Source organism: Gilvimarinus sp. 1_MG-2023 (assembly GCF_030548285.1).
This window is the reverse complement of the sequence record NZ_JAUOSC010000001.1, coordinates 102,740-119,655: the sequence shown is the minus strand read 5'-3', so window position 1 is coordinate 119,655 and position 16,916 is coordinate 102,740. Positions and strand designations below refer to the sequence as shown.

Here is a 16,916-nt window from a genome sequence, read left to right as displayed (position 1 = left end):
ACATGGCCGCCGACAGCCTGCCCTATTTTACTCGCCCTCTATTCTTTTTTGACCAAACCCGATTCCGGCAGGCGCTCGTAAGCCAGCCGGTAATCGGGGTCTTTAAAGACGCCATTACCGCAGCCAACGCCCAATTTGATGTACGCTTTAAAGAGGGTGAGGATATACGTGCGCTGATTCACGAACGCGCCCTTTTTATAGACTGCATACTTCACTACGTCTGGCATCAATTCGACTGGCCGGAAGGTATAAGCCTAGAGGCGGTCGGCGGCTACGGTCGTTGCGAGTTACACCCGCACTCAGATATAGACTTACTGATACTGCTCAATGAGAGCATCGAAGCCGAGTGCAAAGATAACTTAGAGCAGCTGCTAACCCTTTTGTGGGATATCGGTCTGGAAATTGGCCACAGTGTGCGCACCATTGAACAGTGCCTGCAAATCGCCGCTGAAGACATCACCGTTGGCACCAATTTGATGGAATCGCGCACATTAGTGGGCGATTCAAAAATGCGAGCCACTCTAGAAAAGCTCAGCCAAGAACGCAACCTATGGCCCGCGGATGAATTTTTTAAAGCCAAGTTCAACGAACAAAACGCTCGCCATCAAAAATATAAAAACAGCGAATACAACCTAGAGCCGAATATCAAAAATGCCCCGGGCGGCCTGCGGGACATTCAAATGATCGGCTGGGTTGCCAAGCGCTACTTTGCGGTCAAGACTTTAAAACAGCTCGACGGCAAAGGTTTTTTTACCGAAGAAGAGTTTTCTCTATTACAAAACGGCGAAGAATTTCTCTGGCGAGTACGCTACGGATTACACATGGTGGCCGGGCGCCCCGAAGAGCGCCTACTGTTTGACCACCAGCGTCAACTCGCCCAGCTTTTCGGCTACAAAGACAACGATGAGAATCTCGCAGTCGAGCAATTCATGCATCACTATTATCGCTTAGTGATGTCGCTGCGCGAACTTAACGATGTGCTTTTGCAATTTTTGTACGAGGCCATTTTGCAAAAAGGGGTGAAAAAAACCGTCACTCCAATCAATGAAAGATTTCAGCGCCGCGATGACTATATTGAAGTCAGCCATATCTATGTGTTTGAAGAATCCCCATCGGCACTGTTAGAAATTTTTGTACTGATGGCGCAAAACCCAAGCATTAGAGGCGTGCGCGCCTCCACTATTCGCCTAATGCGCGAAAACCGCTATCTAATCGACGAGAACTATCGCCTCAAACCCGAAAATCAGCAATTATTTTTGCAGCTGTTTAGCTACCCCGAAGACTTAGTCGAAATTTTAAAACGGATGTCGCGCTACGGCGTACTGGGATTGTACTTGCCCGAATTTGGCCGGGTGACCGGACAAATGCAACACGACTTATTTCATATTTATACAGTCGATGCTCATACCCTGCTACTTGTGCAAAACTTGTGTAATTTTTTGCAACCACAAGCCAAAGAAGATTACCCAGTGGCTTGGCATGTTATGCGCCGTTTACCCAAAGTTGAAACGGTCCTGATGGCCGGACTTTATCACGATATCGGCAAGGGCCGCGGCGGCGATCACTCAGAGTTGGGCGCAGTGGATGCCCGCGAATTTGGCGAGCGCCACAACCTATCGCCACGCGAAACCCGACTGATTAGCTGGCTGGTAGAAAAACATCTACTAATGTCAGCGGTCTCGCAAAAACAAGACATCTCTGACCCGGACGTTATTCATAATTTTGCTCTCATTGTCGGCGATCAGTTACACCTCGACTACCTTTACGCACTCACCGTAGCCGATGTTAACGCCACCAATCCAGATCTATGGAATACTTGGCGCGCCAGCTTAATGCGTACTCTGTACTTAGAAACCAAGCGCGCCTTACGACGCGGCTTAGAAAACCCCATCGACAAACAAGACTGGATTGAAGAAACGCAAGAAGGTGCCATCTCGCGCTTAAGTCGCCACGACATCAGCGCCGAACAATGCCGTTCGGTGTGGGAAGACGTGGACGACGATTACTTCTTACGCGAAAGCATGCTCGATATCGCCTGGCACACCGAAGCGATTCTGATGCAGGAAAATCCAGCCAAACCCTTAATTTTGATTCAGGAAACATCCAGTCGCGAACTGGAAGGCGCCACGCAAATCTTTGTGCGCTGCAAGGGTCGTGACAAGGTTTTTGCCACCATGGCCGCCGCCTTAGATCAATTAAACTTAAGCGTGCAAGATGCGCGAATTTACAGCTCCAAGTCAGGTTTTACCTTGGATACATTTTTCGTCCTCAACCAAGATGGCGAACCCTTGGGTACCGACCCCGCGGTCCTGCAACGACTGCACAAGCACTTGACCACCGAACTGGAGCAAATGGATGAGGCGCCCTCCACCTGTTCGCGCCGAACACCGCGCCGGCTTAAACATTTTACCATGCCCACGCGCACGATCATTCGCAACGACATCGCCAGTGGCTACACCCTGCTGGAAGTCATCAGCCCCGACCGACCGGGCCTGCTGGCCTGCATCAGTGGCGTTTTTATTCAGTTTGATTTGCACCTACAGAACGCAAAAATTGCCACCCTGGGTGAGCGCGTCGAAGATATTTTTTATATCACCGACAATCAAGAGCAGCCACTGGCCGATCCAGAATTATGCCAACGCCTGCAAGAAGAAATTTGTCGCCAGCTGGACGATCGCGTCGACCAAGCGGCGGGCTACTAACCGTATTAGAGCATTCGCAAAACCATGAACACGGATTTACAACAGCTGCACCCCTACCCGTTTGAAAAACTGGCTGAATTAAAAGGCGGCATTACGCCGCCCGCACACTTAGCGCATATCGCACTGTCCATTGGCGAGCCCAAACACGAACCCCCTGAGTTTGTTTTGCAAACCTTCGCTGACAACCTAGGCCGCTTTGCCAATTACCCGGCCACCAAAGGTCTGCCCGAATTGCGCCAGGCCATCAGCCAATGGGCGAACAAGCGCTTTCAATTAAGTTCAGGGCTGTGCGCTGAAACTCAAGTTTTACCCGTTAACGGTACGCGCGAAGCCCTGTTTGCGTTTGCTCAGGCGGTGGTTAACCGCCAGACGGCCAACCCACTGGTAGTCAGCCCCAACCCGTTTTATCAAATCTACGAAGGTGCCGCGCTCTTAGCCGGAGCCAAACCCCACTTTTTAAACTGCACTGCCGACAATCAGTTTATCCCCGACTTTGCCGCCGTGCCGGCCAGTGTCTGGCGCGATTGCCAACTGCTTTATGTGTGCACGCCGGGCAACCCCACCGGAGCTGTTATCAGTACCGAGCAATTTCAACAATTAATTGAATTGGCCGATCGCTACGATTTTGTCATCGCCTCCGATGAGTGCTACAGCGAACTCTATCAAGATGAGAATGCTCCACCGCCGGGCTTGCTGCAAGCGGCCAGCGCCATGGGCCGGCACGATTTTGCCCGCTGCGTGGTGTTTCACAGCTTATCAAAACGCTCCAACCTGCCCGGCCTGCGCTCAGGTTTTGTCGCCGGTGACGCCGACATTCTCAAGAAATTTTTGCAGTACCGCACTTACCACGGCTGCGCCATGTCGGTCCCCAATCAGCTGGCCAGCATTGCGGCCTGGCAAGATGAAAGCCACGTGCTTGCTAACCGCGACGCCTACCGCGCCAAGTTCAAGGCTGTTTTAAAAGAGTTGGGCGGCTGTCTCGATGTAAGCTGCCCCGAAGCGGGCTTTTACCTCTGGCCCAAGCTGCCCATCTCCGGTGAAGCTTTCGCGCAAAAACTCTTCGCCGAACACAATGTCACGGTTCTGCCCGGGGCCTACTTATCCCGCCAAGCCGACGGCCTTAACCCTGGCGAGAACTATGTACGTATGGCACTGGTCGCCACCGAGGCCGAGTGCATTGAAGCGGCGCGCCGTATTCGCACGTGTGTTGAGTCACTGTAGCTGTGAACGAAAGCAAAAACCTCAGCAAACCTGAGCGGGTGCACTACATTCAGCAAACGCTGAATGAGCTCTACCCCGAGACACCGGTACCACTGGATCATTTCGACGCCTACAGCTTGCTGGTGGCCGTACTGCTATCCGCCCAGTGTACCGATGCCCGCGTCAATCAAATTACCCCGGCACTATGGCAACTGGCGGACAACCCCTACGATATGGCTAAGGTGGCGGTAGAGGACATTAAAGCCATTATTCGCCCCTGTGGGTTATCACCGCAAAAATCCAAGGCAATCTCGGTGCTGTCGCAACGGTTGGTCAACGAATTTGACGGTCAGGTGCCGGCCGATATGGCAGCACTGGAAAGCTTGCCCGGCGTCGGCCACAAAACCGCCAGTGTGGTGATGGCGCAAGCATTTGACGTCCCCGCCTTTCCGGTCGACACCCATATTCACCGTCTGGCTCAACGCTGGGGGCTAACCAGCGGTAAAAATGTGGTGCAAACGGAAAAAGATCTAAAGCGGCTTTTCCCACAGGAACACTGGAATAAGCTGCACCTGCAAATCATCTTCTACGGCCGCGAGCACTGTTCTGCGCGCGGTTGCGATGGCCGGGTTTGCGGCATTTGCCGCACCTGTTACCCGGCGCGCAAACACCCGAAAAAACTCCACAAGCCTTAACTGCGTCGCTTATTCTTACCGAGCTCGCCCCGTGCTAGAATAGCCGCCGATTTTCCTCGGCACCTAAAGCGAACGAACGCTCTAAGCGTACCGAATACTCTTGTAACCATTGAGGAACCCGCAATGAGCGACGCTATGCTCTACGGCATTAAAAATTGCGATACCGTCAAAAAGGCCCGCCAATGGCTGGAGCAAGCAGGTATAAATTTTCAATTCCACGATATTCGCAGCGATGGGCTCAGTGCCGCGCAAGTTCAAAACTGGCTCGATGCGACCGATACGGCGACGCTGGTTAATAAGCGCTCTACCACCTGGAAGGGTCTGACCGATAGCGAGAAAGAACAAGCGTTAGATGCCGACACGGCCACCGCGCTGCTGCTGGCCAACCCAACTTTAATTAAGCGCCCCGTTTTAACCTTAGGTAACGAGGTGCATGTAGGCTTTAAAGCCGAGCACTACCAAACTCTATTTAATTGATCGATAGGATTTCTCATGACTGATTTATACAGCGTCGGCCTCGGCGTCGGCACCCAAAACAGCAAAGGCGAATGGCTGGAAGTATTTTACCCGGCGCCCCTGCTCAACCCAGATGCCGCTACCGGCAAAGCTATTACCGACACACTTGGTGATGCCGCTGGCAACCAAGTGGTGGCGATTGACGCCAGCCAAGCACAGGCACTGGCCGACGCTCTCACCAAAGCCGGCAACACCGAACAAGCCGCCGTTGCCGCTAAACTGGCCACCGGTAACCGTCCTTTAGTGGCCACCGTTTTGGCCAACGATGAAGCGCCGGCCAATGTGCCCGAAGGCTTTTTAAAGCTGCACTTAATCTCTCACCGCTTGGTTAAGCCTCACGGCACCAACTTAACCGGTCTGTTTGGCGCACTGAAAAACGTGGCTTGGACCAACCAAGGTGCTATCGACTTAGAAGAGCTGCCCGAGCGCCAACTGCAAGCGCGCCTGAACGGCGAACTGCTGGACGTTGCCTGCGTGGATAAATTCCCCAAGATGACCAACTACGTTGTACCGGCCGGAGTGCGCATCGCCCACACTGCCCGTGTTCGTTTGGGCGCCTACCTAGGCGAAGGCACCACCATCATGCACGAAGGTTTTGTTAACTTTAATGCCGGTACCGCTGGCCCGGGCATGATTGAAGGCCGTATTTCTGCCGGCGTATTTGTCGAGTCTGGTTCAGATCTCGGCGGCGGCAGTTCCACCATGGGTACCCTTTCCGGTGGTGGCAATATTATTATCAGTGTCGGTAAAGAATGCTTGCTCGGTGCCAACGCCGGTACCGGCATTCCTTTAGGTGACCGCTGCACTATTGAGTCAGGCCTTTATATTACCGCCGGCACCAAGGTGACTCTGCTGGACGATAAAGGTGCTACCGTCGATGTCGTTAAAGCGCGCGATCTGGCCAACCAATCTGACTTACTGTTTCGCCGCAACTCGCAAAATGGCTGCATTGAATGTTTGACCAACAAGTCTAAGGTTCAATTGAACGAAGAGCTGCACAAAAACGCTTAAGCGTTTTTTAATCGCAAAAAAAACCGGCCTATTGGCCGGTTTTTTTTGCATATCAAAGATCACTTTGTCGGCAACGATAACTCAAAGTCAAAGCGCTGCGGCTTACTTTGCGTGGCTACGGTGATGACTAGCTCATCAGGCAACTCGGTTAATGTGAGCTTAACCGAAGCATCGCCGAACATTGAGTGCAGCTCTGCGCTCTCGGTTACCGACTCGCCCTCTTTCTTGCCCTGCACGGATATCAGCGGCGACAAATTGCCATCGAAAGACAGATAAGCCGCCCCTGCCTCTATTTTACTCACGGTTAGCGTCAAGTCATCGCGCCGCCACTGCTGACCCAATGTAAACGGCACTTGCTCGGTAACGCTTGCCAGCGGTAGGTTAAGCTCAACGTAACCGGACATGGCACCGAGCGAGGCCAACTTTAGCGCCCGCTCACGAAGATCAACACGCGCTTTAACCCAATTTTTCTCGTCGTCTTTTTGATAAACGCCGTTTACCCACATACCACCATCGAGCGCAAACGACAGTGGTGCGCTTAATGGTGTCTCAATATTTGGAGACTCAATAGTTTCATCACTGATGGGAGCTGCCACCGACTCCACCACTAACCGGCCAGGGCTCAGTAGGCCGGTTAGTGCCAGATTATAATCGACAAACAACTCTGCATTGAATTGAACCCCAAAGTGTTCATTGGCGGAGGCGTCATAAACGGCTAACGTCATGGGGCCGACCGCTTGCTCAAGCACAGGCTTGTTCCAGCGATAACTCACCGCTGGCGGCTCGCCGGATAAAACGTTCGTCCAGCTCTCCGGCGTCCACTGAATCGGCTCACGCTGATGACTAAATCCAGTATCTGGCTTAAATTCGGGCACCACCTGCTGTAGCGTAAAATCAAAGCGTTGGGGACGAAGGTCCTGAGCTAAGATGACATTCACCACTGCCACCTCGCCTTGAAAGTCGACATTGGCGGTCTGTCCCGAGCCAAACATCACGCCGCCCCACATGGCACCGCCACTCGCCAGTGCTTGACCTTGAGCGTTCAAACCGGCGATATGCAATAACCTACCCGGCTCGCCCTGATAAAGGTAACTCACGGCATTGGGGCCGGCTTGAGTAAAACGCAAACTGAAACCATCGCGCTCTATCGTTTGACCGGCGAGCGGTTGTTTTAGCGTAATCGTCTCCACCGATGTCACCGCTGGATAATCAATATAGCCTTGCAGCTGACCGATATCATTCACATCCATACTTGCCGGCAAGGTATAACTGGCTTTGCCGCTCACATACCGGCCGCTCAGGCTGTCGCCATCCACATAATGGTTGTAAGTCATGACCTGACCTATCTCGACCGGCTCACGATTATCGGCTTGGCCACACTCTAGCGGCGGCATAATGCTGTCACCGGCACGGTTAATAATATCGGTTAATACCATGCGCGCCGCCACACCACGCGACGCTAAATTAGGTAAGTCATAAGCGCGCGCCTCCAAACCAATGGCGATGGTATTGGCATCGCTCAGCTCAAGCGTCTGCACGCCCAAGGCAAAAGGCCCGGCGTTACTGCTAAATTGAAAAAATGGGTCCGAATAGGCGGGGCTTGACGACTCCAGCGTCTGCGGCGCCGGCGAGGCGGAGCCAAAGACGGGTGGGTTTTCATCCAATTGCTCACTCACCGGAGCGGAATCATCATTGGACGAAATAGCGCCGGCAAACAGCGAGGTAAACCAAGTGGACAACTCGGTGCGCAAATGCTGGTCGAAACGCATAGCGGCCTGCACCCCGGCATCGGTGCGAGAAACGCTCAGGCGGTCGTACAGCTTGACGGTTTCTGGGTAATTGATCTCGGCCGAGGCGCGCAGCGTTTGTAACTTTGTAGTTAGCGCCGTGTCGGTTTTTTGAATAAATTCAGCATCGTCGCTTTCGATAACAACCTGCAACTCAACTCCTGGTGGCAAAACAACGGGCTCCACCCCAAAGTACAAACCATCGGCGGGGGCCGCGGCGCGCCCCATACCACCGAGCATCATGCCCGGTAGGCCAGACAATGTATGACCAATGTTTTCCGGGGCAAAAACGGCGGCCGATGCAAGCTGCGAATCGCTCACGGCAAACCAGCGAGCCACCCGGTCACTGGCGGCGGTTTGCTGTGCCATTCGCTCCAGCACCTCGCCCACTTGCTCGACATCCCCCAGCAACACCAGGTTGTCCGAGACAAACGCGCGAACGGGTTCGCCTTTTTCACAATTGGTCTCATCCACGGGGCGAAAAACGACGCCATCGCTCAAGGTTTGATCCACCTCATACCGCTCGGAAAACCACGTTGTCAGACGCGCGGAGTCGAAGCGCCCCGTTGCCAACAAAATACTCGCCGGTTTATCGTTTATTAAATAACCGGCCAGCCAAACAGTATCGACATCCGCTCTGATGTTCAGCCCGGAACGCGCCAGCGAATTCACAACCCCCTCACCCACGGGTAGAGCCTGTAAATCGAATTCATCACCGGACAGGCCCTCTAGAGCATTCAGTCGTTGCACATCCAAACGGGCGATGGCAAAACTCTCATCAGTCACCATGGCCGAACCCAGTGCTTGCTGGCTATCACTGAGCGCGGCAGGTTGCCACAGTGGCCTGGCGTACCAAAGCGCGATCACAGTCGCCGCAATAATCAACTGGGCCAAAATACCCAACCCAATATAGAGCCGTTTGCGCGACTTCGGCTGCGAGTGATTTGGCCCTGCTGCGGCCGCTTCGTGTGCGGACGTATCGGGCTGCTCCGGCTCTGAAGCTCGATTGTCCTCAGCGGTTGGTGGTTGGGCGACTGCTTGTTGTGAAGTCACCTCCGAGGCCGCCTCTTGCTCGACGATAGCCAAAACCGCTCCGGCTTTGGCAAACGCCCTCTGCCATTTAAGCGCCTCGGCATGGCTGGTCACTCGCTTGAGCGTCACCGGCTTGCCGGCAAAGAGCTTGGCCTGAATTTTATCGGCATCGGTTTTCAGCAGTTTGGCCAGCGCCGCGACCACCTGCGCTTGCTGCGCTCCCGATTGCAGCTCCCCATTAAACACAAGTTTAAACATAGACAGACTCTTTTTGTTTTAGTCAGAACGCCCACAAGTACAACGGCGACTATAACGGATATTTGATTGTCAATTTGCTTCACTTTTACCCAAAGCGCCTGCGAAAGCAAGCCGCAGCCAAGCAAAGGGCAATCACCGGCTCACAGCTCTCTACTTGGCGGGCCAAACTCGGTATAATCGCGCTTTTGTTTCACTATCATCGTTTAGGCACAGGTCAGACAGTCCATGGATAAAACCTACCAGCCCCAGGCCATCGAATCCCAGTGGTATCAAACTTGGGAAGAACAAGGCTACTTCAAACCCCAAGGGGGCGAGAAGCCATACAGCATTATGATTCCCCCACCCAATGTCACAGGCAACCTGCACATGGGGCACGGTTTCAATAATGCCGTCATGGATGCCATGGTGCGCTATCACCGTATGCAAGGCGATGACACTCTGTGGCAAATGGGTACCGACCACGCCGGTATTGCCACCCAAATGGTGGTGGAGCGTCAGCTGGCCGCTGAGGGCATCAGCCGTCACGATTTAGGCCGTGAGAAGTTTCTGGAGCGCGTCTGGCAGTGGAAAGAAGAATCCGGCGGCAATATCACCCGCCAGCTGCGCCGCTTGGGCTCATCGCTGGATTGGTCGCGCGAACGCTTCACCATGGACGACGGTTTGTCCGATGCGGTAAAAGAGGCCTTTGTGCGCCTGTACGATGACGGCTTAATTTACCGCGGCAAGCGCCTGGTCAACTGGGACCCAAAACTGCACACCGCCATTTCTGACGTTGAAGTGGAAAACCACGATGAGAGAGGCCACCTGTGGCATCTGCGCTACCCTCTGGCCGATGGCGCCACGACGGCAGAAGGCAAAAACTATTTAGTCGTCGCCACCACCCGCCCGGAAACCATGCTAGGCGATACCGCCGTCGCGGTGCACCCGGAAGACGAACGCTACCAAGCGCTGATTGGCAAAGAGATTATTTTGCCGCTGGTGGGCCGACGCATCCCCATTGTGGCGGATGATTATGTCGAGCGCGAATTTGGTACCGGCTGCGTCAAAATCACTCCCGCCCACGACTTTAACGACTACGAAGTGGGCAAGCGCCATAACATGGCTCTGATTAACGTGTTGGATTATTCCGCGCATATTCTGGCCCAGGCGCAAGTCTTTAACATTGACGGCTCACTGCGTAACGACTTGGACACCGGCTTGCCCGAAGCCTACGCCGGCCTCGACCGCTACGCGGCGCGCAAACAAATCGTGGCCGATCTGGATACTCAGGGGCTGTTAGACAAAATCGACGACCACGCCCTAAAAGTCCCGCGCGGTGATCGCTCCGGTGTGGTGATTGAGCCCTGGCTCACCGATCAGTGGTACGTCAGCACCAAACCCTTGGCCGAGCCCGCCATTAAAGCGGTGGAAGACGGCGATATTCAGTTTGTCCCCAAACAGTACGAAAACATGTACTTCTCCTGGATGCGCGACATTCAGGATTGGTGTATCTCTCGTCAGCTGTGGTGGGGTCACCGCATTCCCGCCTGGTATGACGACAGCGGCAAGGTTTATGTGGGCCGCGATGAAGCCGAAGTGCGCAGCAAGCACAACCTGGGCGATGAAGTCAGCCTCAAGCAAGACGACGATGTACTCGACACTTGGTTTAGCTCCGGCCTTTGGACTTTCTCTACCCTCGGCTGGCCCGAACAAACGGAGTTTTTGAAAAAATTCCACTCTACCGACTTACTGGTCACCGGTTTCGATATTATCTTTTTCTGGGTGGCACGTATGATCATGATGACCATGCACCTGGTAAAAGACGAAAATGGCCAGGGGCAAATCCCGTTTAAAACCGTGTATGTGCACGGACTGGTGCGCGACGCTCAGGGCCAGAAAATGAGTAAGTCCAAGGGCAATGTCCTGGACCCACTGGATATCATCGACGGTATCGATCTGGAAAACCTCGTTGCCAAGCGCACCAAGGGCCTGATGCGCCCGAAAGATGCACCCAAAATCGAAAAGCAAACCCGCAAGGAATTCCCCGACGGTATTGAGTCTTTCGGTACCGATGCCCTGCGCATGACCTTCTGCTCGCTTGCCTCCACCGGGCGCGACATTAAATTCGATATGGGCCGCGTGGAAGGCTACCGCAACTTCTGCAATAAAATGTGGAACGCCACCCGCTTTGTGCTGCAAAACACAGAGGGGGAAGATTGCGGTCAAAACGGTAGTGAAAACTATGAGCTATCGCTGGCGGACCGCTGGATTATCGGCCGTCTGCAACAAGCCGAAGCCAAGATGCGCGACGCACTCGATACCTATCGCCTGGATTTGGCCACCCAAACATTCTATGAGTTTTTCTGGAATGAGTACTGCGATTGGTATCTGGAGCTGTCCAAGCCGGTACTGTGGGATGAAAGCGCCAGTGACGAACAAAAACGCGGCACCCGCCGCACTCTGATTCGTGTACTGGAAACCAGCTTGCGGCTAGCCCACCCTCTGATTCCGTTTATCACCGAGGAGATCTGGCAGCGCATTAAAACTCTGGCCGGGCAAAGTGGCGACACCATCATGCTAGCCCCCTACCCGGTTAGCGACCAGAGCTTAATCGACGAGCAAGCCATCAGCGACATTGAGTGGCTAAAAGGCGTGATCGTCGGAGTGCGCAATATTCGCGGCGAAATGAATATTGCCCCAGGCAAGGCCATACCACTGTTTATGCAGCAGGGCAGCAGCGACGACCAAGCCCGGCTTGAAGCCAACCGCGTATTTTTGCAAAAGCTGGCCAACCTGGAAGAGATCACCTGGCTTAACCCCGGCGATGAAGCCCCTTTGGCGGCCACCGCCCTGGTCGGCAAGCTGGAAATACTGGTGCCCATGGCCGGCCTTATTGATGTCGCCGCCGAAAAGGCGCGGCTTAACAAAGAACTGGAGCGATTAAACAAAGAAAAAGCGCGTATTGCCGGTAAACTCGGCAATGCCAACTTTGTTGATAAAGCTCCGGCTGCAGTGGTGGACAAGGAAAAAGCCAAGCTGGCTGATTACAGCAGCAGTATTGACGCCTTATCAGAGCAACTGAAAGCCATAGAGGCCATCGACGAGTAAACAGCGTCTATGGCCCGCGCTTACTGTGCTCATTACGCCCCACTAAAAAGCCAGGGCCCGCCCTGGCTTTTTATGTCATATTTTTGTCACACTAAAACTGGCGAAACCATCACGTCTTAATCGCGACATAATTCCATCACGAACTAAGAAGATAAACCAGCTATAACCTCAAGCTATAACAAATTGTTCACTTTTCGCCCGCATCCATAACAAAATAATTAGTTGGGTCTATTTCCAGTATCGTATTTCAGTGGCAAAATGCGCCCATGTTTGAGACGTGCATCACACTTCGACAACAAACAACCAGACCAACCCGCTGCCCAGCGTTTACCAAGCGCGAGGACAGCCATTGAAAATACGGTATAGCGCTATGAAAAAAACATTGTTTACTGCTGCAATCTTTACCCTGGTAACGGCCCCTGCTCTGGCCTGCGAAATGCCACAAAGCAAACCATCCATTCCCGACCCAACAACAGCGGTCACCGCACAGATGGTTAAAGTGAACAACGAAGTAAAAGCCTATGTTCGCGCTACCGAAGAATACCTGTCTTGTGCTCGTCTGAGCTCAAGCGAAGCTCGCAAAACCGAAGATGAATTACGTAGCTACGCCGACACCTTTAACCAAACCATTCGCGAATTTAAAAAGCTGAACGGTTAATGATACGAGCCTGCGGGCTCCCCCTGTCGTGTTCCTATTTCTGCCCCGCTTTGCGGGGCTTTTTTTACAAAGCGTAAAAGAAGAACAACCTTTCTCGGCGCTCTACAAGTCTAATAAAAAAACAACTTTCTGCTTTCACCCTCAATGAGAAACCACCGCTCATAGCGATCAAAAAAAGTGAGTTTTAGCGGAGCTTCATTCAGGAATTTCGTATTAATAACTGCTTATCAACCCTAGACACCCAACTACAAGGCCAGTATGACTTGCGGTATCAGGTGTTGTGGAAGTCGTAACCGGCGCTAGGTTAATAACTGGATCGTGGTAGCTTGGCTTAACGGCATTTCATGTTGAGCTAGATATTCTGCTACCGAATTTAGCGTTGGGGCGAGCATCTGTACTTGTTGTTACTCGAACAACCGACCAGAAAAAGTCCATGTAGCATAAATAAAAAAAGATGCCCTCATCACTCTTCACTGCGTATTGCCACACGTAAAAGATGAGCACATATCAAGAGAATAGACTCAGCCTTCCCCAAATGAGGACTTAACCGGTAAATATCAAACTCTATAATGAAGAGGCAAAAAAAGCCGGCCCATTAGGGCCGGCAAGTCGGGTGCAATCGTTGATTTTATGGTGCGTCAGGGCCAACATCACTTGCGGTTAAGTAACCTGGCGAACTGATACTTGGCTCACTGGACAGTACACTCACCTCAGACGAGCCGAGCGAACCGCCACCTACTGCCGTGGCAAAACCCGTTGCATAGGCCTGGTTACCGGACCAACTGTTGGATGAGTCATTGGCATAGTTATTAAACAATATGCCTTCACTACCGATCACCAGATTATTATCGATGTCGATGTTATAAGGCATGTTGCCATAATTATCACTGCCAATATGAATGCCACCACCTACACTGTTGACGATCGTATTGTCGTAAATAGAATTATTACTAGGCGTTTCGTGACTGTCGGCACCGGTACTGTCTGAGGTGTCACCTGAGTCAATCAGGATCGGCCGACGCCAGCTGACACCGGTTAGGTTTTCCATATAGTTGTCGTAAACCAAATGGCCTTCACCGTAAATCCGAATACCACCGGTTTGATAGTTATCATCATCCCAGTTGGCACTGGCACCTTCACCGTAGAAGTAGTTACCGTACGCTTCGTTGTTTGAACCTAAACGGAATGACAGTGAACCCATTGAATTTTTAAAGGTGTTATAACGGAATTTATTGTTTGAGGTTTTCACCGTTACAATTTCATTCTCACCATCACAATTTTCAAACAGGTTATATTCCACCACATTATTAGTGACCACATCTTGCGAGTCAGCAATACCCATAGCCATTACTTCCCGGTCCGAATCACCGGTTGGTGTGGTACCGTCCGGTACGTATGGATAAATATCTTTAAAGTGATTGCGGAATACATGTAAGTTTTTCGTCATCTGCGGGTCATCAAACTGGGTTTTGATATAGCTGCCCGTTAGCTTGTAACCCTCGGAGGTAAACATTTCATTTTTACCGCGGAACTCGTTGTAACCAATCGAAATGTATTGGCTGGCCTGAGTGGTGACGATGGATGTCTGACTGTTTTTAATCCCATCGTGATCAAACACATTGCGCAACACTTGAATATTGGTCGAATTGACAATTTTCAGGTAGGTGCTTTCTTCATTAGGTCCAAACACAAATCCCTGCAGAATAATATTGCTGCTGTTTGAAATGGTCGCATTGCTAAGCGTCGTTCCACCAATAGAGGCAGCGCGAATCATAACCGGCGCGGTGAAATGCTCATTACTGATCGAGATCTCACCCGAACCAGTCACAATAATTTCGTCGCCCGCTGAGGCACCGGCTAACACATCGGCGACATCATCAGGTGAGGCCGTATAAGTAGTACCACCGCCCTGCCAAGGTGTTGAAGAGCTCGAGGATGAATTATTGTCTTCAGATGAGCTACTGCTAGAAGATGAGTTCGTGCTAGAGCTAGAAGAAGACGAACTGCTTTGCTGACCACCTTCAGAACTCACACTCATTTCAGTAATGGAGTTCCAATCGTTTGAACTGTTGCCGTAGCCCACGTAGCGAACGTAGCGAACATCGGATTCGGCCACATTGAAAGACTCTAATGATGTAGTGGAACCAGAGCTGTTGCCACTGTAAAGCACCGTAGTCCAATTCGAGCCATCTATACTGGTTTGAATATCAAACGAAGAACTACGTTGATCACCATTATAAAAAGCAAGGTTTACACTGCCCACTTGCTGCACACTGCCCAAGTCCAACTGCAGCCATTGGCCGCTACCGCTGGCTGACCAACGCGTACCTAGGTCGTTATCCAGTACATTACTTGCCACATTACCATCATCAGTGCTGGCCGAGGCATTCAACGAGCCGGTTGAGCTACTGGCCTCACTTGAAGAGCTGCTCGTCACACTGGAAGAACTAGAGGAAGTGCTTGAAGACGAACTGCTTACTTCGCCATCACCACCTAAACTGAACCAGTTAAGATTAAATAAATAGCCACTGCCACCGTTAAAAGTTAAGCGCAAAGGCTGTTCACCCGCCTGTAAATTCACCGTAGAACTCACAGTGGTCCAAGCAGTCCAACTGCCAGTTCCAGGAACGTCTACCGACCCTACATTTGAGCCACCTTGGGTTACGTTAATAGTTCCGCCGCTTGTCTGGCTGGAAACACGCACGTTAAACGTATAAATACCTGACTCAGGCACATCAACTAAATACTCAGTATATTCACCATCATGAATATACCCCACATATTCGCCGCCTCCGACATCTACCGTGTAATCACCGCCAGTACCGTACTCGGAATCATAATCCTCAGCCTGAATTAAGATAGTATCGCCACTTACAGAAGAACTGGACGATGCGGTTGAGGAAGACGAACTAGAAGAGCTAGAAGAGCTGCTAATAGCTGAGCTGTTGATATCAACTTCAGTAATGCTGTTCCAGGTGTTCGAGGTGTTGCCGTAGCCGACCAGACGAACATAACTGGCAACCGAGTCGGTCACATCAATATTTTGTTGTTGCGCGGTGCTTACCGGTTGGTCACCGTAATAAACACTCTCCCAACTACTGCCATCGGTTGAGGTTTGAATATCAATGGTTGTGGTGCGTTGGTCACCTTTATAGAAAGCCACATCCAGTGACTCAACATTAACGACCGAACCCAACTCATACTCTATCCATTGGCCATCGCCATTTGCCGACCAACGGGTAGAAAGATCATTATCCAGTGTGTTTTCAGGTGTATTACCATCGTGGTCAGACGCATTAACACTCACCGGGACTGCCGCGAAACTAGCAGCAGAGTGAGTAACGGCCAAGGCCGCCGCGAGCATGGTTAGTTTTCCGGGTATGCGTATTTGCTTATGCATGGGCATATTCTCCTATTATTTTTATATAAATTTGCCATTACGGGACATGTATAAACCCCTAGAGGCCCACCATCCGTATGGCTTAAAGAATGACTGGAAGAAACTGCAAAACGACAAAACCATGACAGGAAATATGGCGTGAATCTGATTTATTCGTTTTTTCTACACAGCTTGTGACGTCCGGGTATAAATTTAGCTGTCACAGTACGTAGTAAAGAGCCAAGCTCACACCTACATGCACTGAGCTTACAAAGCACTCAATTTGCTTATAGATGTCTATGTATTCGGTCCGTTATTGTTATCAACTTTGCTCAAAGAACTCAGGCAAATTTCCACGCCACTCACTAGTTTGAACACTAGCACTTCGCCACTTTGAGCCCTTGCTTAAGTCAGGTACGCATTATTATCGTCTGTCCCGATCAAGCAGGTTTTAGATACTACCGCATTGAATTCCAATATGTATACAATCTGCACAGCCATTATTGTGAACCAATCTGTATAAATGGCACATAGTGAAGAATTTGGCGCATTTGTTAATACTTTATGCCACTAACTACAAAGATAGTGCCA

At 51.6% G+C, this 16,916-nt stretch carries 9 protein-coding genes; 7 read left to right on the top strand and 2 right to left on the bottom strand.

The features are described from left to right. Positions 1-2 precede the first annotated feature (2 nt). From Q4563_RS00490 to dapD, 5 genes are all read left to right on the top strand, one after another. Complete coding sequence (locus tag Q4563_RS00490) at positions 3-2,702, top strand: [protein-PII] uridylyltransferase (protein ID WP_303603250.1); 2,700 nt, start codon at positions 3-5, stop codon at positions 2,700-2,702. 24 nt (positions 2,703-2,726) lie between these two features. Further along, positions 2,727-3,923, top strand: a complete 1,197-nt coding sequence (gene dapC / locus Q4563_RS00485; protein WP_303603249.1) for a succinyldiaminopimelate transaminase — start codon at positions 2,727-2,729, stop codon at positions 3,921-3,923. A gap of 2 nt (positions 3,924-3,925) precedes the next feature. After that, positions 3,926-4,597: an endonuclease III gene (gene nth, locus Q4563_RS00480; RefSeq protein ID WP_303603248.1), complete on the top strand. Its 672-nt coding sequence runs from the start codon at positions 3,926-3,928 to the stop codon at positions 4,595-4,597. Between the two features lie 123 nt (positions 4,598-4,720). Further along, positions 4,721-5,074 carry an ArsC family reductase gene (locus tag Q4563_RS00475; RefSeq protein ID WP_303603247.1) on the top strand — a complete coding sequence of 118 codons (354 nt, stop codon included), beginning with the start codon at positions 4,721-4,723 and terminating at the stop codon, positions 5,072-5,074. 15 nt (positions 5,075-5,089) lie between these two features. Continuing rightward, positions 5,090-6,124, top strand: coding sequence for a 2,3,4,5-tetrahydropyridine-2,6-dicarboxylate N-succinyltransferase (gene dapD / locus Q4563_RS00470; protein WP_303603246.1), 1,035 nt, complete (start codon positions 5,090-5,092; stop codon positions 6,122-6,124). A 59-nt stretch (positions 6,125-6,183) separates the two neighbouring features. Here dapD and Q4563_RS00465 read toward each other — a convergent pair whose 3' ends face one another. Further along, entirely contained in the window at positions 6,184-9,201 is a 3,018-nt protein-coding gene (locus Q4563_RS00465; protein ID WP_303603245.1) for a hypothetical protein, read from the bottom strand. 225 nt (positions 9,202-9,426) lie between these two features. Between Q4563_RS00465 and Q4563_RS00460 the strand changes: the two genes are divergently transcribed. Together Q4563_RS00460 and Q4563_RS00455 are read left to right on the top strand one after the other, a co-directional pair. Then, positions 9,427-12,288, top strand: a complete 2,862-nt coding sequence (locus tag Q4563_RS00460; RefSeq protein WP_303603244.1) for a valine--tRNA ligase — start codon at positions 9,427-9,429, stop codon at positions 12,286-12,288. 370 nt (positions 12,289-12,658) lie between these two features. Further along, positions 12,659-12,946, top strand: coding sequence for a hypothetical protein (locus tag Q4563_RS00455; protein WP_215977292.1), 288 nt, complete (start codon positions 12,659-12,661; stop codon positions 12,944-12,946). Positions 12,947-13,574: 628 nt separating this feature from the next. Here the strand turns inward: Q4563_RS00455 and Q4563_RS00450 are convergent. Continuing rightward, positions 13,575-16,346 carry a discoidin domain-containing protein gene (locus tag Q4563_RS00450; RefSeq protein ID WP_303603243.1) on the bottom strand — a complete coding sequence of 924 codons (2,772 nt, stop codon included), beginning with the start codon at positions 16,344-16,346 and terminating at the stop codon, positions 13,575-13,577. Between the last annotated feature and the right edge of the window lie 570 nt (positions 16,347-16,916).

What these genes read in the sequence shown, in the direction of transcription:
- Q4563_RS00450 (WP_303603243.1), bottom strand. Translation starts at nt 16,346, where the DNA reads ATGCATAAGCAAATACGCATACCCGGAAAACTAACCATGCTCGCGGCG.
- Q4563_RS00465 (WP_303603245.1), bottom strand. Translation starts at nt 9,201, where the DNA reads ATGTTTAAACTTGTGTTTAATGGGGAGCTGCAATCGGGAGCGCAGCAA.
- Q4563_RS00460 (WP_303603244.1), top strand. Translation starts at nt 9,427, where the DNA reads ATGGATAAAACCTACCAGCCCCAGGCCATCGAATCCCAGTGGTATCAA.
- dapC (WP_303603249.1), top strand. Translation starts at nt 2,727, where the DNA reads ATGAACACGGATTTACAACAGCTGCACCCCTACCCGTTTGAAAAACTG.
- dapD (WP_303603246.1), top strand. Translation starts at nt 5,090, where the DNA reads ATGACTGATTTATACAGCGTCGGCCTCGGCGTCGGCACCCAAAACAGC.
- Q4563_RS00475 (WP_303603247.1), top strand. Translation starts at nt 4,721, where the DNA reads ATGAGCGACGCTATGCTCTACGGCATTAAAAATTGCGATACCGTCAAA.
- Q4563_RS00455 (WP_215977292.1), top strand. Translation starts at nt 12,659, where the DNA reads ATGAAAAAAACATTGTTTACTGCTGCAATCTTTACCCTGGTAACGGCC.
- Q4563_RS00490 (WP_303603250.1), top strand. Translation starts at nt 3, where the DNA reads ATGGCCGCCGACAGCCTGCCCTATTTTACTCGCCCTCTATTCTTTTTT.